19 protein-coding genes, 3 tRNA genes and 2 rRNA genes are annotated in these 21,853 nt (G+C 62.2%); all 24 read left to right on the top strand.

The window, feature by feature from the left end; genetic code table 11:
* Positions 1-3: 3 nt before the first annotated feature.
* The 24 genes from rrf (D8M36_RS03145) (at position 4) to D8M36_RS03030 (ending at position 21,852) form a co-directional block, all read left to right on the top strand.
* A 5S ribosomal RNA gene (gene rrf / locus D8M36_RS03145) occupies positions 4-120 on the top strand.
* Between the two features lie 89 nt (positions 121-209).
* Positions 210-326 (top strand): 5S ribosomal RNA (gene rrf / locus D8M36_RS03140).
* Positions 327-514: 188 nt separating this feature from the next.
* Positions 515-1,519, top strand: coding sequence for a polyprenyl synthetase family protein (locus D8M36_RS03135; protein ID WP_126846606.1), 1,005 nt, complete (start codon positions 515-517; stop codon positions 1,517-1,519).
* Positions 1,520-1,673: 154 nt separating this feature from the next.
* Positions 1,674-2,651: a PP2C family protein-serine/threonine phosphatase gene (locus D8M36_RS03130; protein WP_126846604.1), complete on the top strand. Its 978-nt coding sequence runs from the start codon at positions 1,674-1,676 to the stop codon at positions 2,649-2,651.
* 121 nt (positions 2,652-2,772) lie between these two features.
* Complete coding sequence (locus D8M36_RS03125; RefSeq protein ID WP_126846602.1) at positions 2,773-6,930, top strand: FtsK/SpoIIIE domain-containing protein; 4,158 nt, start codon at positions 2,773-2,775, stop codon at positions 6,928-6,930.
* 173 nt (positions 6,931-7,103) lie between these two features.
* Positions 7,104-7,370 (top strand): WXG100 family type VII secretion target, encoded by a 267-nt coding sequence (locus D8M36_RS03120; RefSeq protein ID WP_126846600.1) that lies wholly within the window; start codon positions 7,104-7,106, stop codon positions 7,368-7,370.
* A 146-nt stretch (positions 7,371-7,516) separates the two neighbouring features.
* Positions 7,517-7,780, top strand: coding sequence for a hypothetical protein (locus D8M36_RS03115; RefSeq protein ID WP_126846599.1), 264 nt, complete (start codon positions 7,517-7,519; stop codon positions 7,778-7,780).
* A gap of 39 nt (positions 7,781-7,819) precedes the next feature.
* A complete protein-coding gene (locus D8M36_RS03110) occupies positions 7,820-8,092 on the top strand; it encodes a hypothetical protein (RefSeq protein ID WP_065248163.1) in 273 nt (90 codons plus the stop codon).
* Between the two features lie 332 nt (positions 8,093-8,424).
* Positions 8,425-8,506: transfer RNA gene (locus D8M36_RS03105), tRNA-Tyr, on the top strand.
* Positions 8,507-8,601: 95 nt separating this feature from the next.
* Positions 8,602-8,674, top strand: a tRNA-Thr gene (locus tag D8M36_RS03100).
* A 57-nt stretch (positions 8,675-8,731) separates the two neighbouring features.
* Positions 8,732-8,808, top strand: a tRNA-Met gene (locus D8M36_RS03095).
* Positions 8,809-8,901: 93 nt separating this feature from the next.
* Positions 8,902-9,072 carry a 50S ribosomal protein L33 gene (gene rpmG / locus D8M36_RS03090; protein ID WP_016665062.1) on the top strand — a complete coding sequence of 57 codons (171 nt, stop codon included), beginning with the start codon at positions 8,902-8,904 and terminating at the stop codon, positions 9,070-9,072.
* 200 nt (positions 9,073-9,272) lie between these two features.
* Positions 9,273-9,725, top strand: a complete 453-nt coding sequence (locus D8M36_RS03085; RefSeq protein ID WP_065248162.1) for an FAS1-like dehydratase domain-containing protein — start codon at positions 9,273-9,275, stop codon at positions 9,723-9,725.
* A 6-nt stretch (positions 9,726-9,731) separates the two neighbouring features.
* Positions 9,732-10,166, top strand: coding sequence for a MaoC/PaaZ C-terminal domain-containing protein (locus D8M36_RS03080; protein WP_126846597.1), 435 nt, complete (start codon positions 9,732-9,734; stop codon positions 10,164-10,166).
* Positions 10,163-11,281 carry a UDP-N-acetylmuramate dehydrogenase gene (locus D8M36_RS03075; RefSeq protein WP_126846595.1) on the top strand — a complete coding sequence of 373 codons (1,119 nt, stop codon included), beginning with the start codon at positions 10,163-10,165 and terminating at the stop codon, positions 11,279-11,281. The genes D8M36_RS03080 and D8M36_RS03075 overlap by 4 nt, the downstream gene beginning before the upstream one ends.
* Before the next feature lie 97 nt (positions 11,282-11,378).
* Entirely contained in the window at positions 11,379-12,647 is a 1,269-nt protein-coding gene (glyA, locus tag D8M36_RS03070; protein ID WP_126846593.1) for a serine hydroxymethyltransferase, read from the top strand.
* A gap of 29 nt (positions 12,648-12,676) precedes the next feature.
* Positions 12,677-13,579, top strand: a complete 903-nt coding sequence (locus D8M36_RS03065) for a bifunctional methylenetetrahydrofolate dehydrogenase/methenyltetrahydrofolate cyclohydrolase (RefSeq protein ID WP_061212542.1) — start codon at positions 12,677-12,679, stop codon at positions 13,577-13,579.
* A gap of 136 nt (positions 13,580-13,715) precedes the next feature.
* Positions 13,716-14,537 (top strand): exodeoxyribonuclease III, encoded by an 822-nt coding sequence (locus D8M36_RS03060; protein ID WP_126846591.1) that lies wholly within the window; start codon positions 13,716-13,718, stop codon positions 14,535-14,537.
* 130 nt (positions 14,538-14,667) lie between these two features.
* Positions 14,668-15,180 carry a copper chaperone PCu(A)C gene (locus tag D8M36_RS03055; protein ID WP_126846589.1) on the top strand — a complete coding sequence of 171 codons (513 nt, stop codon included), beginning with the start codon at positions 14,668-14,670 and terminating at the stop codon, positions 15,178-15,180.
* A complete protein-coding gene (locus D8M36_RS03050; RefSeq protein ID WP_126846587.1) occupies positions 15,177-16,421 on the top strand; it encodes a Dyp-type peroxidase in 1,245 nt (414 codons plus the stop codon). Before D8M36_RS03055 ends, D8M36_RS03050 begins: the two co-directional genes overlap by 4 nt.
* A gap of 26 nt (positions 16,422-16,447) precedes the next feature.
* Positions 16,448-17,569 carry a mannose-1-phosphate guanylyltransferase gene (locus D8M36_RS03045; RefSeq protein ID WP_126846585.1) on the top strand — a complete coding sequence of 374 codons (1,122 nt, stop codon included), beginning with the start codon at positions 16,448-16,450 and terminating at the stop codon, positions 17,567-17,569.
* A gap of 130 nt (positions 17,570-17,699) precedes the next feature.
* Positions 17,700-18,794, top strand: coding sequence for a BMP family lipoprotein (locus D8M36_RS03040; RefSeq protein ID WP_065248156.1), 1,095 nt, complete (start codon positions 17,700-17,702; stop codon positions 18,792-18,794).
* Between the two features lie 155 nt (positions 18,795-18,949).
* Complete coding sequence (locus tag D8M36_RS03035; RefSeq protein WP_065248155.1) at positions 18,950-20,524, top strand: ABC transporter ATP-binding protein; 1,575 nt, start codon at positions 18,950-18,952, stop codon at positions 20,522-20,524.
* Positions 20,521-21,852 carry an ABC transporter permease gene (locus tag D8M36_RS03030; RefSeq protein ID WP_065248154.1) on the top strand — a complete coding sequence of 444 codons (1,332 nt, stop codon included), beginning with the start codon at positions 20,521-20,523 and terminating at the stop codon, positions 21,850-21,852. The genes D8M36_RS03035 and D8M36_RS03030 overlap by 4 nt, the downstream gene beginning before the upstream one ends.
* Position 21,853: the final 1 nt, after the last annotated feature.

The raw sequence follows: 21,853 nt of genomic DNA, 5'->3' as shown, positions 1-21,853 counted from the left end.
TGTTTCGGTGGTCATTGCGTTGGGGAAACGCCCGGTTCCATTCCGAACCCGGAAGCTAAGCTCAACTGCGCCGATGGTACTGCACTCGGGAGGGTGTGGGAGAGTAGGACACCGCCGAACTATTCTTATCGATCGCTCGCGCAAAGATGCGCTGAGCTGATCGCAAAATTTCATAGTGGTGCTGCTTTTCGCAGCCACGCCGGAAGTTTTTCGGCGGTCATAGCGTTGGGGAAACGCCCGGTTCCATTCCGAACCCGGAAGCTAAGCCTAACTGCGCCGATGGTACTGCACTCGGGAGGGTGTGGGAGAGTAGGACGCCGCCGAAATTATTCCTCGAAAACCCCGGTCACCCGACCGGGGTTTTCTTTTTGCCCGGAAACCGTCGGAGGCCCGTGACCCTCCCCATGGAAGACCATTTCACGCTCTTGCTGCGCTGCGCCCAGCCGTAAATGCCGATAGAGTTAACGCCTGTAGTTCGTTCGCAGGGAACGGGCCCGTCAGGTAAAGGACAGTGATGGCGAGCTTCACGATGGAGGACATCGACCCTTCCCTCGCGGAATCTATCCAGAGTGGCCTCGAGGCTGTTGAAGAAAGGCTTCACGCCGCTGTTGCGTCGTCTGACCCGATGATGCGTTCAACGGCGCCGTATCTCCTTGACGCTGGTGGTAAGCGCGTGCGTCCCGTCCTCGTGATGCTCGCCGCCGCTTTTGGGGACATCTCCGAGCCGCAACTCGTTGACGCGGGAGCTCTCGTAGAACTCACTCATCTCGCGACTCTCTATCACGATGATGTCATGGATGCGGCAGAGACTCGTCGGGGTACCACCGCTGCGCATCGTGTGTGGGGTAACCACATTGCGATCCTGACGGGGGATTTTCTTCTTGCCCGCGCGAGCGCTATGAGCGCGAATCTCGGCTCTGAGATCGTGGGGATCCACGCCCACACGTTTGAGCGTCTATGCCTAGGCCAGCTCAATGAAACCGTCGGCCCCAGCGAAGGCGATGATCCCTTCGCCCATTACATTGACGTGCTCTCCAATAAGACCGGCTCACTGATTGCTACCGCAGGTGTGCTCGGTGCCAAGATCGCGAAAGCGCCCGAGAGCGTCGTCTCCGTTATGCGGGAGTACGGCGAAGCCGTGGGCGTGGCATTCCAACTCGCCGACGACGTGATCGACATTCGTGCAACTGCGGAAGAATCGGGAAAAACCCCCGGGACTGACTTGCGCGAAGGGGTTCCCACCATGCCGAGTTTGCTGCTTCGTGCGCACGTGGCGGAGCATCCCGATGACGCAGCCTCAGCGAATTTGCTCGCCGCCCTCGACGCTGACCTCTCGAGTGATGAAAAGCTCGCCGAAGTTGTTGAAGCGCTCTCGGTCCATCCCGTTGTTGACGAAACTGAAAAGCTCGCAGCAAGCTACGGCGATCGTGCTCTTGCCCTCGTGGACTCGCTGCCCGCGGGCCCCGCGCGCGATGCTCTTACGGCCTTTACGGTATCGCTCGTGCGACGCCGCGCCTAAGGGGCGTGCGCTCCTGCGACGTTCAGCGCTTCTCGCTATGCTTAAGCGTGCGCCGTACACGGCGTGCGCATGCCTCGCGGTGCCCTTTTTACAGCGGATCGCAGCTCAATGTGCATAGGCCTTCCGGCCCGAATGCGTGCTCGACTAAGGTAAAGTGAACGAACTCGTGAATGCAGACCTCTCATTGCGGGCCGAACGGCACGCTGAAGACTTCGGTATCGCCTCGACCGGGGCGACTGACGTCGGTCTTGTACGGTCGGTCAACGAAGATTCTTTTATCGCGTTTGACCCTATCTTCCTCGTGGCTGATGGCATGGGTGGCCACAATGCTGGGGAGGTTGCGAGCGGCATCGTTGCCGATGAGTTTGCAGCTCTTGCGGGCGGCGATTACATCGAACTTGAGGACGTCGCAGATGCGATGGTTCGCTCATATGAGCGAATTGCTAGCCTCGATGACGATTCCGGACGCAGCGCCGGCACGACAGTGGCGATGGTGGCTCTGACGCTTCATGAATCCGAGCCCCATTGGCTCGTCATGAACCTTGGCGATTCTCGCGTCTACATGCTTCGAGACGGCGAATTTTCCCAGGTCAGTGTGGATCACTCGGTAGTCCAAGAACTTGTGGATCGCGGTGAGATCACGCTCGACCAGGCACGGGTCCACCCCTACCGCAACATGATTACGCGTGCACTTGGTGCCGGTCCGGACACGCGCCCCGATTTCTGGCTTATACCGGTGCGTCTTGGCGATCGCTTCCTTGTCTGTAGCGACGGCGTGACGGGGGAAGTCAGCGATGGCGAGCTGCATTCCATGCTCGAAGAGTCCTCGGCGGCGGACCTTGTTGCTCAACGCATCGTTGATACGGCAGTCGCCCATGGTGGGCGCGATAACGCGACGGCCGTTGTGGTGAGCGCCGTTGAACCGAGTGCATCGGGTGCCTATGGCGAGCATATTTTTACGACCGTCGATCGTCTCGAGTTGCCCGTCATCGCCGATGAGCACGCGCTCGACGAGAGCGAAGAGGGCGCACCTGAACACGGGCAGGCCGTCGAAGGTCAGGATGCGCTTCGTGAAGGCGAAGCCGCCGTCGGAACCCCCGAGAGCGAAAGGGAGGAGCCTGAAGGCCGCTGACGCGCCCCGCTTTTCGCTCCACACGACCCCGCTTTCCACAAACGTGGAGAGCGGGGTTTCTCGTTCCCCGGCGCCACGCCATCCTTGAGGCTGCAGTGGCGATCGAGGGGAAGGTGGCGTCGTGACGCTTCTCGTGGAGGTCATCCCTCCTTGCCAAAACCCCGTAGTACTCGAGGTTTCCGCGGATTCGACCGTGCGCACGGGGGAGTTCGTCGAGAGATTGCGGCACCATTTCGGCCTCGACGGTGAAGGGTATGCGCTGAGAGTGGGGCAGCGGAGCCAACAGGGATTTCCCGGCGCACTGCTCGCCAATGAGCAACTTCTGCACGTTTCTGGGTTGATGTCAGGCATGAGCGTCGAGCTCGTGCAGGCATCCGTGGAGGTTGAGCGCCCAGGCGAAAGAATCCCCTCCTCGTGGGAGCTCGTATTGGAGCGCAATGGAGTTCAGTGTGTCATTCCGCTCGAGAAGGGGCTCTCGTCAATCGGGTCGTCAACAACGTGCAGAGTCACGCTCGAGCACGGTGATGTTGCGAGCACCCACGCCTACCTCGAAACGTGTGCCGAGGTGAAGATTCACGCTGCTCAAGGTGCGATCCTGAAAAACGCCGAAGGCGGGCAGGTGAGAGGCGCTCTCCTCAAGCCCGATTCGTGCGTGTACGTGGGGCAATGGAAAGTAGGGGTTCGGCATCGCGCCGGCGCCGACGTCGTTGTCAACGATTCGCCCGCGCGCGCCTACCTTCCTCCCGCGCGCATTGAGCTGGCGGAGCCCGCACGGGAGATCGCTCTGCCGCGAGTACCGCGGCCAGCGACGGCACCACCTTTTCCAACGGTGAGCCTTCTCGTGCCGCTCATGATCGCCGGAGTGATGTACACGCTCACACGGAGCAGTTTCGTCATCATGCTCGCAGTCGTCATGCCGGCAATGGCACTCGCACACTATTGGTCGCAATGCGCACGGGTGCGCAAGGAAAGTTCGCGGGCACTGAGGGAGTTTGAGGAAGCGGTTGACGAGGCGAAAGCCGAGGTGCACGGGGTACACGAGGGCGAGAAGGCGCGCCTAGGCGCGATGCTCCCTGCCGCTTGCGTTATTGCCGAATGGGATTCGCCCAAACGTGGCGATCTGTGGGCGCTACGAGAAGAACACAGCGATTTCTTGACGCTCCGACTCGGTACGGGCCGAGTCGAGAGCGCGGTGCAGCTCAAAGGAGAGACCCTGGCCGAAGGCCCACGCGAACAGCGAGGGGAGCTCGAGATGCTCCGCGAGTCAGCCCGCACGTTCGAAGGGCCCGTGACTGTCTCTCTTCGGCAGGCACGCGGCCTGGGCATCACCGGTGTGGGACGCATGGGATGCGCGGTCGGTCTTGGAGTACAGCTTGGTGGGCGGCATTCACCTTCCGACGTTCGCCTCGCCCTCGTGTGCTCTTCGACTGCGTGCGAAAACGCGCGGGGTCTCGCGTGGCTTCCCCATGCACGAAGTTCCGATGGAGGGAAGGTGCAGATCCTCGAGAGCGACGAGGCCGTCATCGCTTGGGCTGCTCGTCACATGCCTGATCTCAGCGGCGATACCGAAGGAGGCAGTTCGCATGTCGTGATCCTCGCGCTTGACCCGACCCCCGCTCAGCTCACCCCACTCACGGTCCTCGTGGAAGCGTGGGAGGCATGTGGAGAACGAGGGCCACGCCTTATCGTGACAGCAGCGGATAGTGCGCACCTTCCCGGTGTGTGCAGCGCACTTCTCGAGGTTGAGGGGAAAGACGGAGTCTTCTGGCAACGAGGCGAGATGGCGCCCATCGCGCTCAACGCATGCGAAGGCGTCAGTAACGAAGCCGCACACGTATGGGCACGAAGGCTCGCCTCCTTGATGGATGCGCGAAGCCGAGAACACGCGAACGAGACCATTCCCGCGACCGTATCGCTTCTCGATGTGAACGGCGTGGAGCGGCATGAACTTCGAACGAGTCTCTCTCGCGCCTGGCGCACGAATGACCGCGCCGAGGCCCGCACGCTTGATGCTCTTGTAGGGTACGGCGAGACCGGGCCACTCACGATCCCGCTTCGCACGTGGGGGCCGCATGCTCTTGTTGCCGGAACAACGGGATCGGGAAAGTCGGAGTTTCTTCAATCGTGGATTCTCAGCCTTGCACTTCGGTATTCACCGCGTCGTCTCACATTCCTTTTCGTGGACTATAAGGGCGGCGCAGGGCTCGGCGAGTGCGCGCTTTTGCCCCATTGCACTGGGCTCGTGACTGACCTTGGGCCCGATCTCGTGACGCGTGCACTCGTCTCCCTCAAAGCGGAACTACGTTATCGAGAGGAGCTCTTGGCGCGATGCGGCGCGAAAGACAGCGACGACTATGCGGAGCGTGGTGGTGATGATCTGCCCGCTTTCGTCATAGTCGTTGACGAGTTCGCAGCCCTTCGAGATCACTGCCCCGAGTTTCTCGAAGGACTCATTGATGTGGCGCAGCGAGGGCGCTCGCTTGGCATCCACCTGATTCTTGCGACACAGAGACCCGCGGGGATCGTGAGCGAGCGCCTTCGCGCGAATGTCAGCCTTCGCATCGCGCTTCGCTTGAGCGATACCGCCGATTCGCTCGATGTCATCGGGTCGAAGGCAGCAGCTCAAATTTCACTCGACACCCCCGGTCGAGCCGTTGTGAGTGCCGTGGGAGCGGGCCTCCAGCACGAGGCGCAAATGGCATACGCGGGTGCTCGTGGAGAGGACGATCGTTCTACGAGGTTAGGTGTGTCCCTCGCGCATGCCATGAACGATGAGGAAGCGAAGACGGTGTTCAATACGCAACTGCGGCTCACGAGCGATGAGCCTTCCCGCGGAGAGGATCGGGGTCCCACCGATGCAAGCCTTGTGGTGAAAGAAGCGATTGACGCCTGGGCTCGAAGTGGAGAAACCGTTCGCGCGCCATGGCTCCCACCGCTCGCGGAAAGCTACGAGGGGGAGAAGCTCGTTCAGGATTGGGGATTGCCGGCGCCTTTTGCGCTCGTGGACGATCCATCGCGCCAACGACGCACCGTCGCGAGGCTAGGTCCACCGGGATCGGTCTACGGAGTTTACGGCGCCTCCGGCACTGGTCGCAGCACGAGCATCGTGAATATCGTGCGAGCGACCCGTACTGCACAGGAGAGGCCGCGCCTCTTCATTCTCGACTCAGTGAGCAAAGGACTTCGGGGACTGGTCGATGAAACCCAGGCAGTCGCGTATGTGTCGGGAGACGACACCGCTTCCGTGTTGAGAATGCTTCGGCACCTGACGAATACCAAGGGCGAGGTGGGACCGTCGATTCTCGCCATTGACTCGTGTGCCGACCTCTGCCACGAAGCCCATCCGAGCGATCGAGAAGACATCCTCTCGCTTCTCGGTGCCCTTGCGCGGACGGCCCGTGCCCGCAGGCTCACGCTCATCATTGGCGCTTCAGGACCGAGCGAATTGCCGCGGAGCCTCGAGACCGCGTGCACCGAACGAATCGTGCATCGTCTTTCGCGTGCGGAAGACTACGCGATGTGCGGCACGACTGTGAGGCTTTCCGAGTCAGCGCCCGTGGGGCGGGTGAGTATCGGAGGCCGTGAAGCACAGATAGCGCTCTTCGAGGAGCCTTCCGTGCGCGGGGATAATCGCCGTCGCGCATGCCTCGAGGCTTTCGCGCTCGCAAGGCGCACACTTGGCACCCGCGAGGCAGTCGCGCTCGTGCGGGATTCGACGCGTGCTCTCGTGGGCTTCTCTCACGCCGATGGCGAGCCCGTCTCGCTGCCACTCAAGGGCGGGGGTCTCATCGTGGGAGGTGAGGGGAGCGATCGCCTTGCACTTCTCGAATCTCTGGCCGCTCTTGCTCGGGATCGTGAGATTCTTCGTCTGCCCCAAAGCACCTCCGGCAATGGGGCAGAGGCGTGCCGCGTTCTCGAGCGAGCGAGTGCGCTGGGGCCGAAGGCATTTGTCATCCTCGACAACGTCGCGGACCTCGAGTCGGACTCCGAGGCGGCAGAGATTGGTGTCGCCGCACGGACTGCACTTGCAGCAGGGGCATGTGTTTTTGGTGGGCTCGAGGGCGGTTCGTTCTCGAGGCTTGGTGCGCTCGGGCCGATCCTCGCGCACGCGGGGTGCGGTATCGTTCTCGGTTCTCGAGAGGCGGAGGTGTTCACGGTTTTTGGCCGCACTCCGCCGCGAACGAGATGGGCGAATGCCCCCGATGTCGCGTGGCTCGTTGAGGGCGCTGACTGTCGACTCATCGTTCCTGCACATGTACGCGAGTACTGCCATGAATAGCTGTCAAAGCGCCCTGCCTCGCGCGAAAAGGATGAGGCGTGGCCGTGCCGCCGTGACGCGGTACCGCTGCTGTCACCTTTGGCGCTCAAAGAGCGCATTCATCACTTTTCCACCCCACCGGAATACCGCTGATTCAGAACAGCGCTACAGCACATCACTATTGAGGAGCACACATGTTTGAAGGAATGGACCCCGCGGCGGTTGAGCGGCTGAGCACGCTCATGTCTCTCAGCGCGGAAAGCTGGAGGCATGCGGGCGAGGAACTACGCGCACTCGTCAATGCACTTGCGTGGAAGGGCCCAGATGCCGAAGCCTTCGCGAATACTGCTGAGGAAGCGCACGCTCGATTCATTGCCGTAGCCGACATGCTCAGGCAGTTGGCACGCCTACTTGAGGAACAATCCGCGGAGCAACGACGAGCGTCGGGCTTTGTGCGTTAGGCGGGAGCGGCGTCACAGCGCCAAAAGTTCTCCACATGGGAACCGGCGGGTCGTGCTCCACAGGACTTTTGCTCTTTGCGAAGCCGTAGCGTGAAGGTGTCGGCATGATCGACGAGGGCACGGGCCCTCATGAAAGGAGAATACGCATGATGAAGGGAATGGATCCCGGGAGCGTCGAAAGCATGGCTGGTGCGCTGGAGGCGCTTGCCACCTCGCTTCGCGACATGGGGAACAACGCTGTGAGTACCGTTCAGTCGCTCGAATGGGTGGGCGAGGATCGCGAGAACTTCCTCTCGCAGCTCGGCACTCTCGCCCACGCTAGCGACGACAACGCTGCGAGGCTCGGGCTTTTGGCTGAAAATGCACGCGGTCAGGTTGTCGAACAGCAGGCAGCCTCGAGCGCCGGCTAGCGGCAGCACACCAACACCACTAAGGATCAAGGGGGAAACATGAACACGACTTTTATCGGAATGTCGCCCGAACAGGGCGTCTCTGCAGGCGAGAGCCTTGTGTCACTCGCGACAGCAACGACGAGCGCCCTGAATTCGGCACGCGAAAGCGTTCAGTCGGCGCAATGGGTCGGAGAGGACCGAGACTCGTTCGTCGCGAACTTTGAAACTCTTGCGACCGCAATCGAAACGCTTTTGACGAATCTCCGCACCCACGGCGAGCAGGTCAAGCAAGAGGCGGCTGAGCAGATGCAAGCCTCGGCGGCGTCGTAGAACAAGCCGCTCGAGCAACGAAGCACCCGCGTGGTTTTCGCGAACGGGGTGACGGAGCTCTCGAAAAAGCGTGCGAACGGCTACAGAGAAAACCGTGCGAACGGCTTTTAGGAAAGACGGGGCGAAGGGGATACGGAGGAGGAAAACAGGGGCACCGCGACCTCAGCAGCCGCGGTGCCCCTGCTCGTGGCAAAGCCGAAGTTCGGGGCTCTGTGAGAGGGAACACGGGCGCCAGCAGCCATTCTGCGTGGACGAAAGCGCAAAGGCTCGCTAGTATTGATCAGGTTCGCTTCGCGATATCGCGCCATATCGGGCGCGGATCCGGCGAGCAGGGCAGGTTACCCTAGCGGCCAAAGGGATCTGACTGTAAATCAGACGGCTCAGCCTTCGGGGGTTCGAATCCCTCACCTGCCACGCAGATTACCTCCACGTGAGTGGCTGTGATCCGCCGCACCGAGGACTTCCCGGAATTGCCTAGGTTCGCAAAACACGGTAAGTTTTCACGCGTTGCCCTGATAGCTCAGTCGGCAGAGCATCTCCATGGTAAGGAGAAGGTCAAGGGTTCGATTCCCTTTCAGGGCTCTGATCGGATGGCGGCCCGGCACCGAAGAATCGGTGTCGGGCCGCAATTCCGATCGAGCCGGGGTAGCTCAGACGGTCAGAGCGCACGACTCATAATCGTGAGGTCGCGGGTTCGATCCCCGCCCTCGGTACCACTCCAGGTTTCCCTGGCGTGTTGATGTGCCTGCATGCCGCAGGCGACAGGACCCGCGTATGCAAGATGCGCGCGAAACGGAAAGAGGCGAGTCATGGCAGCGAAAAGCTCTGACGTGCGTCCTAAGATCACCTTGGCGTGCGTAGATTGCAAGAACCGCAACTACATCACCAAGAAGAACCGCCGCAACACCCCTGACCGCCTCGAGCTTAAGAAGTACTGCTCGACGTGCGCCAGCAGCACGGTTCACCGCGAAACCCGCTGATCCACACGCACATACTCATCAAGAAGCCACCCCGGGTGCGTTCTTCGGAGATTCTCCGCTGAGCCGCCCACGAGGGTGGCTTTTTGCTTGGTGCTTTCGGCGATTAGCGCCACACCGCAAGCAGCGAGATGCAACCGGATACGATGAAAATCCCCGCGCGCCACGACCTGGCAGCGCGATCAATCGAAGGGTAGGAACCAATGGCATCGCCTCATCCCGACTTCGCGGGCCGCGTTTACGAAAGCGGGCCCAGCGTACGAGTTTCGGAAACGAAAATCCGAGAGTTTGCCGCGGCCACTGGAAACACGCATGCTTTCACGACGAGCGAGGAAGCCGCACGCGAGGCCGGCTATAGCGCGATCGTTGCCCCTCCCACGTTCCTCGTCACCCTCGCTCAGGCTGAGGAAGCGCGGTATATCAACGATCCCGAGGCCGGAATCGACTTCTCGCGTGTTGTGCACTCTGAAGAATCATTCGAGCTCGAGCGCGCGATTGTCGCGGGCGACGAGCTCATCCCCACTCTGACCGTCGAGGCCGTCAAGCAGGTTGGCCCGCACGCGATGGTGACGACGCGTGTGGACTTCATGGACCACGCGAAGGCACACGTTGCGAGCGTCCGCTCGTCGCTCGTTGTTCGAGGCGAGGAAGGCTAAGAAAGTATGACTACTCCTACCGTTCCCACACTCGAGGCGCTCGCCAAGGGTGACGTCATTGTCAGCGAGACCCGTTCCTTTACCCGTGACACCCTCGTGCGGTACGCGGGTGCTTCGGGCGACTTCAATCCGATCCACTACAACGATGCTTTCGCGCACGAGGTGGGGCTGCCCTCCGTCATTGCGCATGGAATGCTCACGATGGGTGCCGTTATTGCCCCGGTGCTCGAGTGGCTTGGCGATCCGGGTCGCCTCGTCTCGTACGAGACGCGTTTTACCCGGCCGATCGAGATCCCCGCACTCGAAGCAGTGGACGTTGAGATCGAGGCGGTCGTCGGACTCCTCAAGCCCGAAGACGGCACGGCGCGGATTGACATCACGGCAAGCGTGAATGGTCAGAAGGTCCTCACGAAGTGCCGCGCGGTGGTGAAGCTCGCGTGAAGCTTTCTGATCTCACGACCCTGCGTATCGGCGGGGAAGTCTCTACGTACGTCGAGGCCCGATCCGAGGATGAACTCATCGCCGCCGTGCGCGCCGCCGATGCCGCGGGCGAAGAGCTTCTCGTTCTCGGTAGTGGCTCGAATCTTGTCGCGTCGAGCGACCCCTTCAAGGGGACAGTCGTGCGGGCAATAGGCGAGGACCACCCCGCGTGGATTGAGGCTTCGTGCGAGGTGTCGACGACCGGAGACGCACGCCCTACCGATCGTACGCCGCTCGCAGCGGCATGTGGCGGCGCGACCGTCGAATATTTCGCCGGTACGTCGTGGGACGCCGCCGTCGCCTACGCGGTCGAACGCGAGATGGTCGGCATCGAGGCACTCTCGGGAATCCCCGGCACTGTTGGTGCAACCCCGATTCAAAATGTCGGAGCGTATGGGCAAGAGGTCTCCTCCGTGATCACGCGTGTGCGCACGTGGGATCGGCTTGAGAACCAGGTGCGCACGTTTTTTGCTGCTGATTGCCAATTCGCCTACCGCGACTCGCTCTTCAAGCGCACGCGCATGCCGCAAGGTGGTGCGACCGGGCGTTACGTCGTGCTGTCGGTGACTTTCCAACATCAACTTGGCTCCCTTTCGGCGCCCGTGAAATACGCTCAGCTCGCCGAGCGACTAGGCATCCACGTGGGCGAGCGTGCCCCGATGCGTGAAGTGCGCGAGGCTGTGCTTGAGGTCCGGGCCCGTAAGGGGATGGTCCTCAATGCCAGCGACCACGACACCTGGAGCGCGGGAAGCTTCTTTACGAACCCGATCCTTGCGCGGGAAGCAGCGGCAATCCTCCCGGAGGAAGCTCCCCGATACGAGGCCGAGGGCGGGATAAAGACGAGCGCGGCGTGGCTCATTAGCCACTCGGGCCTCGAGCGAGGCTTCACTCTTACACCGGAGCGAAGCGGCGCCGCTCTTTCCACCAAGCATTCGCTTGCCCTCACGAATCGGGGGGAGGCGACGAGCAAGGACATCGCGGAGCTTGCCGAGCACGTGCGTTCGCGGGTGCACGAGAGCTTCGGTGTGTGGCTCGAACCGGAGCCCGTCCGTCTGAATGTTCGGATAGGCGCATAGATCACGGGCCGACGCTTGCCTGCGTACCACTGTTGCCTCAGTCACGTAGTGTTTACACTCAAGCAGGACATAAGTCTTGATTCGCGAAGGAGCGCACATGAACACGCATGGTGAATCGATCGCTAAGGTCGACCCGGAGATCGCCAAGGTTCTGGACCAGGAACTTCACCGCCAGCAAACCACCCTCGAGATGATTGCGAGTGAGAACTTCGTTCCGCGCGCGGTCCTCCAAGCCCAGGGCTCGGTTCTCACCAACAAGTATGCCGAGGGCTACCCGGGCAAGCGCTACTACGGTGGTTGCGAATACGTTGATGACGCTGAGAACCTCGCGATCGAGCGTGCGAAGTCTCTCTTTGGCGCGGATCACGCGAACGTCCAGCCCCACTCGGGCGCGTCGGCGAATGCGGCGGTCATGCATGCTCTCGCGAACGCGGGTGACACCCTCATGGGGCTCTCCCTCGCACACGGCGGCCACCTCACGCACGGCATGAAGATCAACTTCTCGGGCAAGCTCTACAACATCGCGGCCTACGAAGTTGACCCCGAGACCGGCCGCATCGACATGGATCGTGTGCGCGCGCAAGCCCTCGAGGCGCACCCGAACGTGATCGTTGCAGGGTGGTCGGCATACCCGCGTCACCTCGACTTTGAAGCCTTCCGCTCGATTGCCGATGAAGTTGGCGCGAAGCTCTGGGTCGATATGGCGCACTTCTCGGGGCTCGTGGCGGCGGGTCTTCACCCGAGCCCGGTGCCGTTTGCTGATGTCGTCTCGACGACCGTGCACAAGACTCTTGCCGGCCCGCGCTCGGGCATGCTTCTCGCGAAGCAGGACTTCGCAAAGAAGGTTGATTCCGCTGTGTTCCCGGGGCAGCAGGGCGGCCCGCTTATGCACGTGATTGCCGCGAAGGCCGTCGCGCTCAAGCTCGCCGCAACGGAGGAGTTCAAGGAGCGCCAGCAGCGTACCCTCGAGGGCGCACAGATTCTCGCGGAGCGTCTCGGGGAAGCCGATGCGAAGGAAGCCGGCGTTGAGCTGCTCACGGGTGGTACCGACGTGCACCTCGTGCTCGTTGACTTGCGCAAGTCCTCAATCGACGGCCAGCAGGCCGAGGATCTCCTCCACGAGATTGGCATCACCGTCAACCGCAATGCGGTCCCGAACGATCCGCGCCCGCCGCGTGTGACGTCAGGTTTGCGCATCGGCACTCCCGCGCTTGCGACGCGCGGGTTCGGTGCGGCCGAGTTCACCGAGGTTGCCGACGTGATCGCGACGGCACTCACCGGCAAAGGCGATATCGAGCAGCTGCGCGGTCGCGTGCGCACACTCGCCGAAAATACGCCCCTGTACGCCGACCTCACCCAGTACTGAGAATCCACGACGTAAGGAGTAATGACGCTATGACTGCACAAATTCTCGACGGCAAAGCTACGGCCAAGACCATTAAGGAAGAACTTCGCGAACGCGTGGAGAAGATCGTTGCTGAAGGCGCGGTTCGCCCTGGCCTTGCGACCGTGCTCGTAGGCGCGGACCCGGCCTCGGAGATCTACGTTGCCGGTAAGCACCGCGATTCCGAGGCAATCGGCATCAATTCGATTCGCAAGGACCTGCCCGAGGAGACGACTCAGGAGGAACTCTTCGCAGTCCTCGATGAGCTCAATGCCGACCCGGCCTGCACGGGCTACATCGTGCAGCTTCCCTTGCCGAAGCACATCGATACCGACGCGGTTCTCGAGTACATCGACCCGCAAAAGGATGCCGATGGTCTTCATCCCGTGAACCTTGGCCGACTCGTGCTCAACGTCAACAAGCCCATCACCACCCCGCTGCCGTGCACGCCGCGCGCCGCGATTGAACTCGCGAAGCGTCACGGCATCGATTTCAACGGCAAGCACGTTGTCGTCGTGGGCCGCGGCGTGACGGTGGGGCGCCCCATCGCGTCCCTTCTCACGCGTCGCGAGCACAATGCGACCGTCACCCTTACGCACACCGGCACTAAGAACCTCCCGGAGCTCCTCAAGCAGGCCGACATCGTGATCGCCGCTGCTGGTGTGCCGCATCTCGTGAAGGCAGCCGACCTTCGCGACGATGCTGTCGTGCTCGACGTCGGTGTGACGCGCGAACCGGATCCGGAAACGGGCAAGCAGAAGATCAAGGGCGATGTCGAGCCCGCTGCTAAGGACAAAGTCGCCTGGATCAGCCCGAACCCGGGTGGCGTCGGCCCCATGACTCGCGCGCTGCTCATGCAGAACGTTGTCGAGTCGGCCGAGCGCGCGTGGGAAGCCGAAAAGGCTAAGCGCTGATACCCGAGTTGCCTTGCACGTTCACTGTGTAGAACGATCGTGGGGTGACTGACGGCAGGGACCCGTCCTTCGTGGGGCGGGTTCCTCCCCGTTAAATCGGGTGCGAGCGCGCCCGTGGATGAATGAAGGAGTAAGTGTGACTTTCACGGTGGCGACGGTTAACGTCAACGGTATGCGGGCGGCGGCTCGCAAAGGTATGGGGGAGTGGCTTGCCTCGTGCGGCGCAGACGTCGTCACCTTCCAGGAGGTGCGTGCACCCGAGGACCTCGTCGAGGGGCTCGTGGGACAGGGGTGGCGGTCGGCCGCACACGCCTCGATGCTCAAGGGCCGCGCGGGGGTTGCGGTCGCGGTGCGCGAGGGGCTCGAGGGGGCGAACGTGGGAGAAGTCCGACGCTTGCTTCCCAACCTCGAGGCGGATTCGCATACCGGCCGCTGGCTCGAACTCGACGTCGAGGACGCTCTTGGCGACGGCATGGACCTGACCGTGATTTCCATGTACATGCACTCGGGAAATGTCGACAAGCCTCAAACGATGGCCGATAAGTACGAGATGCTCGAGGGTGCCTGGTCGCGCCTCGAGGAATTGCGTACGAGCGGGCGCCACGTGCTTCTCACGGGGGACCTCAATATCGCGCACACAAACCTCGACATTAAGAACTGGAAGGGCAACCTCAAGAGCGCAGGTTTCCTTCCCGAAGAGCGCGCCTACATCGATCGTCTGCTCGAGGCGGGGGAATGGGTTGATGTGCACCGCACGCTCGCTGGCGATGTGCCTGGGCCGTACACGTGGTGGTCGCAGCGCGGTAAAGCCTTCGATAACGATTCGGGCTGGAGGATCGACTACCACCTGGCCTCGAAGGGGCTCGCCGCGCGGGCTGTGTCGGCTCGCGTCGACCGGGCTGCGAGCTACGACACGCGCTGGAGTGATCACGCCCCGCTCGTCGTGACTTACGAGTAAATTGCGAGCAGAAAAAGATGGGTGTGCCCTCGGCGAAGGTTCGGGTGCACGAACAGAAAGCGATGTGACAGTGGTGAACGCTGGATGGCGTATCAATCGCCGTGGTTTTGTAGGGCTCGCGAGTCTCAGCATGGTTGCTCTTGCCGGTTGTTCGGAACAGCCCGAGAAGGATGCCTCATCGAAGGCGCAGCAACCGTCGGAGGCCGCGGATGCTCACGATGGCAGCGTGAAGGTGAGCGACGCATGGGTGAAGGCAGCCGACCCCGCTGATACCGACATGACGGCAGTGTTCGCGTCCCTCACCTATGCGGGCGGTGCACAGGAGAGCGTGCGGATCACGGGTGCGCGTTGCGATGCGGCGGACATGTGCATGCTCCACGAGGTTGTGACAGAAAACGGTAAGAGCACGATGCGCGAAGCCGAGGGCGGATTTAGGCTCAAGGCCGGCGAGAGCTTCATGCTCGAACCCGGTGGCCCCCACATCATGCTCATGGGGCTGACGAAGCCCCTTGCCGCCGGCGAGAGCATCGCGCTCACCCTCGAAATCGAGGGGATGGATGACGTGGACTTCGCCGCAATCGTCAAGGACTTCGCGGGCGCCGAGGAAAACTATGGCGACATGGGCAGTGACGACGGCCAGTGAGACCCGATGGTGACCGGCGAGCTTTTCTCGCCGCAGGCCTCGTAGGAGCTGCGGGAGTCGGTCTTGGCGCGGCGGGGGCGAGCGCGTACCACGCCTCAGCGGACGAGAATATCGAGGGCACGGCACCAATCCCTACCGAGGAGGAGCTCGACAAGCGCCGTATCGTGGGCGAGGCGCGCGAGCGCTTTTATGGCCCGCACCAGGCGGGCATCGCTGAGCCACCACTCGCGCACGGGGTCTTCATCGCCCTTGGCCTTCGACCGGAAACCGATAGAAGCGGCCTCGAACGAATGCTGAGGCTCTTAAGCGACGATGCTGCGAGGCTGACGCAGGGGCGTGCCCCGCTCGCCGACACGGAGCCCGAACTCGCCGATGCGCCCGCACGGCTCCGGGTCATGTTTGCGCTCGGTGAGAAGGCGGTTGCGCTCGCCGGTGTTGAGCCGCCCTCGTGGCTGAGACCGCTGCCGGCGTTTGAGATCGACAGGCTCGAGGATCGTTGGTCGGGCGGAGACGTGCTGATCGCCCTGCAATCGGACGACCCGATCGCACTCGCCCACGCTCAACGGATGCTGCTCAAGGATTCGCGCGCATTCTGCACGCTCACCTGGGTGCAAAAGGGTTTCAGGAATGCGCGTTTTGCTGCCCCCACGGGGTCTCAAAGGAATCTGTTTGGGCAGATTGACGGGACAGTGAACCCGGAGGGCAGCGGTCTCGACACGCACGTATGGATCACCGATGGTCCGTTCGCCGGTGGCTGTTCGATGGTGGTGCGCAGGATCGCGATGGACGTTGACGAGTGGGACCGTGTGGATCGCGTGGGTCGCGAGTTTTCCGTGGGACGACGAATGTCCGACGGCTCCCCGCTCGCCGGTGGGCCAGGTGAGAGAGGCGAGGCCGATTTTGCCGCGAAAGACAAGCACGGTTTTCACGTGATCGGCGAATACTCCCATATGCGGCGCGCGAGGTTGGCGGACGACGGTACGCGCCAGGAGCATGAGCAGATTCTCCGACGGCCCTTCAACTACGACGACGCACCCACCGGGAGCGAGATCTCGAATACCGGGCTCATTTTCGTGAGCTATCAACGCGACGTCGACGAGCAGTTCGTCCCCATGCAACAGCGGCTTTCCGACGGCGACTTACTCAATACATGGACGACACCGATTGGCTCGGCTGTGTTTGTGGTCCTTCCGGGATGCCTCGAGGGCGGTTTCGTCGGGCAGAGTCTCTTTCAGCGTTGACGCACCCGCTCCGTTAGCCTTGGCCTATGACCACCTCCTCCCCGTTTATTCCCGTCATTCCGGCCGGAGGCTCAGGCACGAGGCTTTGGCCACTCTCGCGCAAGAGTCACCCGAAGTTCCTCCTCGACCTCGCCGGCAGCGGAAGAAGCCTCCTCGTCGATACGCTCGAAAGGCTCACCCCGCTGTCATCGGCGACGCCGATCATCGTGACCGGACGCGCGCATCGCGAGGCCGTCGCCGACCAGGTTGGTGACAGTGCCCGGATCCTCGCCGAGCCGAGCGGGAAAAACTCGATGCCGGCGATCGCGTGGGCAGCGGCCTTGGCCGAGCGTGAGCACCCCGGGGCGATTATCGGCTCCTTTGCCGCCGATCACGTGATCACACCGAAAGAGGACTTCTGGAAGGGCGTGTATAGCGCGATCGCCGCTGCCGAGCTCGGTTATCTCGCGACGATCGGCATCGAGCCGACCTCGCCTTCGAGCGCCTTCGGGTACATCGAGGCCTACTCGTCGGATGCGGCAGATGAGGAGGCGATCGCCCTTCGCTCCGCCGGGGCCTTGAGCGTTTCGCGGTTCGTAGAGAAACCCGATCGGGAAACGGCCGCCGAGTTCGTGAAGAGTGGGCGGTTCATGTGGAACGCGGGAATGTTCGTTGTAAAAGCGCGTGTGCTCCTCGAAGCCCTCGATGACCTGCACCCCGCCATGAGCGACGCCGCGCGAGTGCTCGCCGAAGACGTGACGAACGGAGAGCTCTCTGCTGAAGGAGAGGAACTTTGGGAACATCTCGAGCCGATCGCGATCGATCACGCCCTTGCTGAGCCACTTGCCTCCCGCGGTGCCGTTTGCGTGGTACCAGCGAGTTTCGACTGGGACGACGTGGGGGATTTTGGGGCCCTTTCGCGCATGGCGAGCAGCGACGATGACGCCGAAATGGGCGTGCACGTCGTGGGGAGTGCCCCGGTCCTGAGCGAGGCAAGCCGCGCGCGCGTGTACTCGGATTCTTCTCGCCCTATCGCCCTCGTGGGGCTCAATGGCGTCAGCATCGTCGACACCGGGGATGTGCTGCTCGTCGTTGAGGACGCGAAAGCGCAAGAGGTGGCATCTCTGGTCAAGCGCCTGGAGAGTGCCGGTTTCGGATCGCTTGCCTAGGCAGCCGGACTTACGTGCGGTAGACGCGAATCTGGGAGTGCATTCAGGTTAACGGAGCGTTACATTATGAGGAGGGTGCTCGGATTGGCCGGGCGCACCGTCAACTCATTCCCTCACGTTGGAGGCAATTGTGAAGTCCCTTTCCCGCGCGGCCGCACTGCTCGGTGCCGGCGCCCTCGTTCTCTCCGCCTGTGGTACTCCTCCCGAAGAATCCGGGGCCGATTCCGGTTCCGGCAAGGGCAGCGACTTCAAGGCATGCATGGTGTCCGATTCGGGCGGCTTCGACGACAAGTCGTTCAACGAATCTGGCTTCAACGGCCTCACGACCCTCAAAGAGGACAAGGGCTATAAGGTCCAGACCGCCGAGTCGTCGAGTGAGGCGGACTTCGCCCCCAACCTGCAGAACATGGTGCAGGGCGACTGCAACATGATTTACGCTGTCGGCTACCTCTTCTCGAAGACCATCAAGGCCGAGGCCGAGGCGAACCCCGATACCCATTACGCCATCATCGACGCGACGGCGCAGGATGCGGATGGCAATCCCGTCGAGGTCGAGAACGTCAAGCCCCTCACGTTCGACACCGCCCAGGCCGCTTACCTTGCGGGTTACGTGGCAGCGGGTACCACCAAGACCGGTACGGTTGCCACCTACGGTGGCGGGAAGATTCCCACGGTGACGATCTTCATGGACGGTTTTGCCGATGGCGTCGCAAAGTACAACGAAGCCCACGGCACGAACGTTAAGGTCCTCGGTTGGAACAAGGACAGCCAGGACGGCTCCTTCACCGGCGACTTTGAGGACCAGACCAAGGGCAAGGCCCTCACCGAAGGTTTCATCTCTCAGGGTGCCGACATCATCATGCCGGTGGCGGGCCCCGTCGGTGCAGGCACCCTCGCGGCCGCGAAGGAAAAGGACGGCGTCATGGTCGTGTGGGTCGACTCCGACGGCGTTGAGACCAACCCCGACGCAAAGGACGTCATCCTCACCTCGGTGGTGAAGGAGATTGCAGCCGCAGTCGAGACGACCGGCACGGAGGCTGCTGAAGGTAAGTTCACGAACGAGCCGTACGTGGGCACCCTCGAAAACGGTGGCGTCGGTCTTGCTTCCTACCACGAGTTCGATAGCAAGATCCCCGCAGAACTGAAGAAGGAAGTCGAAGACCTCCAGAAGCAGATCGTCAGTGGCGAGATCGAAGTGACCTCGCCCGCTTCGCCTCAGCACTGAGCATTAGCCCTCAGTTATCTGTGACGAGCATTACTCGCTAGGCCGGCGGCCCCCTCTCTCGGGAGGGGGCCGCCAGCGTGCCCAAACCCCTTATACTCGAACTCCGACACCCCTCGGGCCCGGTGGGTCCGTGTCACTCACGGAAGGCTGTGCGCGTGAAACTCGAACTGCGAGGCATCACGAAGGTGTTCGGCTCGCTCGTGGCGAACGACCATATCGATCTGGTCATCAACGAGGGCGAAATTCATTCGCTTCTCGGTGAAAACGGCGCGGGCAAGTCCACCCTCATGAACGTCCTGTACGGGCTCTACCAGCCCGACGGCGGCCAGATTCTTATCGATGATCAGCCCGTGCATTTCGCGGGTCCCGGCGAGGCCATGGCGGCCGGGATCGGCATGGTGCACCAGCACTTCATGCTTATCCCCGTTTTCACCGTCGCGGAAAACGTTGCCCTCGGTCATGAGCCCACGAAGGGGGCCTTCCTCGACCTTGACCAAGCACGCGCGAAGGTGCGCGAGATTTCGAAGCGGTTCGGCTTCGATATCGACCCGGATGCCAAGCTCGAAGACCTGCCCGTCGGTGCCCAGCAGCGCGTTGAGATTATCAAGGCGCTTTCGCGCCGCGCCGAGGTTCTTGTTCTCGACGAGCCCACCGCGGTTCTCACGCCCCAAGAGACCGATGAGCTCATGCAGATCATGAGGCAGCTCAAGGATGAGGGCACCTCGATCGTGTTCATCACTCACAAGCTCCGGGAAGTGAAGGCCGTGGCGGATCGCATCACCGTCATTCGTCGCGGAAAAGTCGTGGGATCTGCCGATCCGAGCGCTCCTCAGACGGATCTCGCGAACATGATGGTGGGCCGCACCGTTGCTCTCGATTTCGAGAAAACTGCGCCGAAGGGTGGGAAAGCCGCCCTCAAGGTTGAGGGCCTCACTGTCACTGACAACAATGGCCTCAAGCTCCTGAACTCCGTGAGTTTCGACGTTCACGAAGGAGAGATCCTCGGCGTCGCGGGGGTCCAGGGGAACGGTCAAACTGAGCTCACCGAAGCCCTTCTCGGCCTTCAGCAGCACGTGAGCGGGCACGCCTATTTGAATGGCACCGACCTCGTGGGCCTCAGCACGAAACGGATCCTGGACGAAGGCGTCGGATTTGTTCCCGAGGACCGCACCGAGGACGCCCTCATGAAGTCGTTCTCGGTCGCCGAAAACCTCGTTCTCGACCAACACGACCGCAGGCCTTTCGGCTCGGTAATCTCCCTTCACCCGGGCACGATCCGCACGCACGCTGAAAGCCAGGTCAAGGAGTTCGACATTCGTACGGCCGGAATTGACCTTCCCGTTGGCTCCCTCTCAGGTGGAAACCAGCAGAAGGTCGTGATGAGCCGCGCGCTTTCGCGCGACCTTTCGCTCTTCATCGCCTCGCAGCCCACACGCGGCGTTGACGTTGGTTCGATCGAGTTCCTCCACAAACGCATCGTTCTCGAACGAGACAAGGGAACCCCGGTCATCATCGTCTCGACCGAACTCGACGAGGTGTGCCAGCTTGCCGACCGCATCGCAGTGATGTACCGCGGTGAGATCCTCGGGATTGTGCCTGGAGACGAAAGCCGCGAAGTGCTGGGCCTCATGATGGCAGGCTATAGCGCCGAGGCGGCCCGCGAGGCCGTCGCTAACGGAACGGGAACGCTGAGTGAGAGCGCCCTGACCGAGGAAGGAGAGCTCTCGTGAGCGAGAAAAACACCACGTCGAGTCGCACCCTCGCCCAGCGGATTGGCCGCAGCGAAATCTCGGTCGTCATCGGTGCATTCATCATTGCCGCGATCATCGGTAGCGTTCTCATCTTGATCGCCAATGAAGATGTACGTGAGTCCTTCGGCTATGTCTTCGCGCGCCCGAGCGATTTCTTTGAGGCATCGTGGGCAGCGATCGCCGGGGCGTACGAGGCGATGTTCCGCGGCGCAATCTTCGACTACAACGCGCGAACGACCGCTCTCATGTGGCGCCCCCTCTTTGAAACCCTGACGGTCGCCACACCCCTCATTATCGCCGCCTACGGCATGGCTGTTGGTTTCAGGGCCGGCATGTTCAACATTGGTGGCACGGGTCAGCTGCTCATGGGAGCGGCGATGTCTGGCTACGTTGGCTTTACGTGGACCTTCCTTCCGCCCGTCGTCCACCTCATCGTCGCGCTCATCGTGGGCGCGCTCGCGGGCGCAGCCTGGGGCGGAATCGCGGGCTTCCTCAAGGCGCGCTTCGAGGCGAACGAAGTGATCTCGACCATCATGCTCAACTGGATCGCGGTTTCTCTTCTCGGTTTTTTGCTGACGACCGAGGCCTTCACTGCCGCTAACAGTTCGCAGCCCGTTTCGCCCGACGTTGCCGTCAATGCTCAGCTGCCCACGCTTCTGACCGGCTATCGTTTGCACGCGGGCATCGTCATCATGCTCCTCGCGGGCGTGTTCATGTGGTGGCTGCTCACGCGCAGCTCGCTCGGCTTCAAGTTCCGGACCGTCGGTGAAAACCCCCGCGCCGCGCAGGTCGCGGGCATCAAGGTCGGCACGACGAGCTTCCTCGTCATGGTGGTCGCAGGCGCTCTCGTGGGTCTCGCCGGCTCCGTGCATCTGCTCGGGACCGAACACCGCCTCACGAGCGGCATCGCGGGCAGCATCGGTTTTGATGCGATCACGGTGGCGCTTCTTGGCCGCTCCGGCCCCGTTGGCATCCTCCTCGCGGGCCTCCTCTTCGCCGCCCTTGGCGTTGGTGGCCGCTTTATGGAGTCGAGCCAGGGCGTCCCGATCGATCTCGTGAGCATCGTCCAGGCACTCGTGGTGCTTTTCATTGCCGCGCCGCCGCTCGTGAGAACCCTCACCGGTCTCTCGTTCCTCGCGCGAGACAAAAAGGACGACGACACACCGTCGGTTAGTGCCGCCCCCGCGACGGAGGAATCCGACGCCTCCACGGCAACCGTCGGAACTTCAGAAACCCCCGCCGTAGCCGGCAGTCACCGAGCGGACGCACCCGCCGACGGCACCACTGACGCTTCGAAGGAGGCATGAG

The sequence above is a fragment of the Dermabacter sp. HSID17554 genome, assembly GCF_003989295.1.
Classification (GTDB): Bacteria; Actinomycetota; Actinomycetes; order Actinomycetales; family Dermabacteraceae; genus Dermabacter; species Dermabacter vaginalis.
Note: the sequence above shows the minus strand (reverse complement) of the source record. Positions and strands in the feature narration are given on the sequence as shown.

What these genes read in the sequence shown, in the direction of transcription:
- D8M36_RS03135 (WP_126846606.1), top strand. Translation starts at nt 515, where the DNA reads ATGGCGAGCTTCACGATGGAGGACATCGACCCTTCCCTCGCGGAATCT.
- D8M36_RS03120 (WP_126846600.1), top strand. Translation starts at nt 7,104, where the DNA reads ATGTTTGAAGGAATGGACCCCGCGGCGGTTGAGCGGCTGAGCACGCTC.
- D8M36_RS03115 (WP_126846599.1), top strand. Translation starts at nt 7,517, where the DNA reads ATGATGAAGGGAATGGATCCCGGGAGCGTCGAAAGCATGGCTGGTGCG.
- D8M36_RS03110 (WP_065248163.1), top strand. Translation starts at nt 7,820, where the DNA reads ATGAACACGACTTTTATCGGAATGTCGCCCGAACAGGGCGTCTCTGCA.
- rpmG (WP_016665062.1), top strand. Translation starts at nt 8,902, where the DNA reads ATGGCAGCGAAAAGCTCTGACGTGCGTCCTAAGATCACCTTGGCGTGC.
- D8M36_RS03085 (WP_065248162.1), top strand. Translation starts at nt 9,273, where the DNA reads ATGGCATCGCCTCATCCCGACTTCGCGGGCCGCGTTTACGAAAGCGGG.
- D8M36_RS03080 (WP_126846597.1), top strand. Translation starts at nt 9,732, where the DNA reads ATGACTACTCCTACCGTTCCCACACTCGAGGCGCTCGCCAAGGGTGAC.
- glyA (WP_126846593.1), top strand. Translation starts at nt 11,379, where the DNA reads ATGAACACGCATGGTGAATCGATCGCTAAGGTCGACCCGGAGATCGCC.
- D8M36_RS03065 (WP_061212542.1), top strand. Translation starts at nt 12,677, where the DNA reads ATGACTGCACAAATTCTCGACGGCAAAGCTACGGCCAAGACCATTAAG.
- D8M36_RS03055 (WP_126846589.1), top strand. Translation starts at nt 14,668, where the DNA reads ATGGTTGCTCTTGCCGGTTGTTCGGAACAGCCCGAGAAGGATGCCTCA.
- D8M36_RS03045 (WP_126846585.1), top strand. Translation starts at nt 16,448, where the DNA reads ATGACCACCTCCTCCCCGTTTATTCCCGTCATTCCGGCCGGAGGCTCA.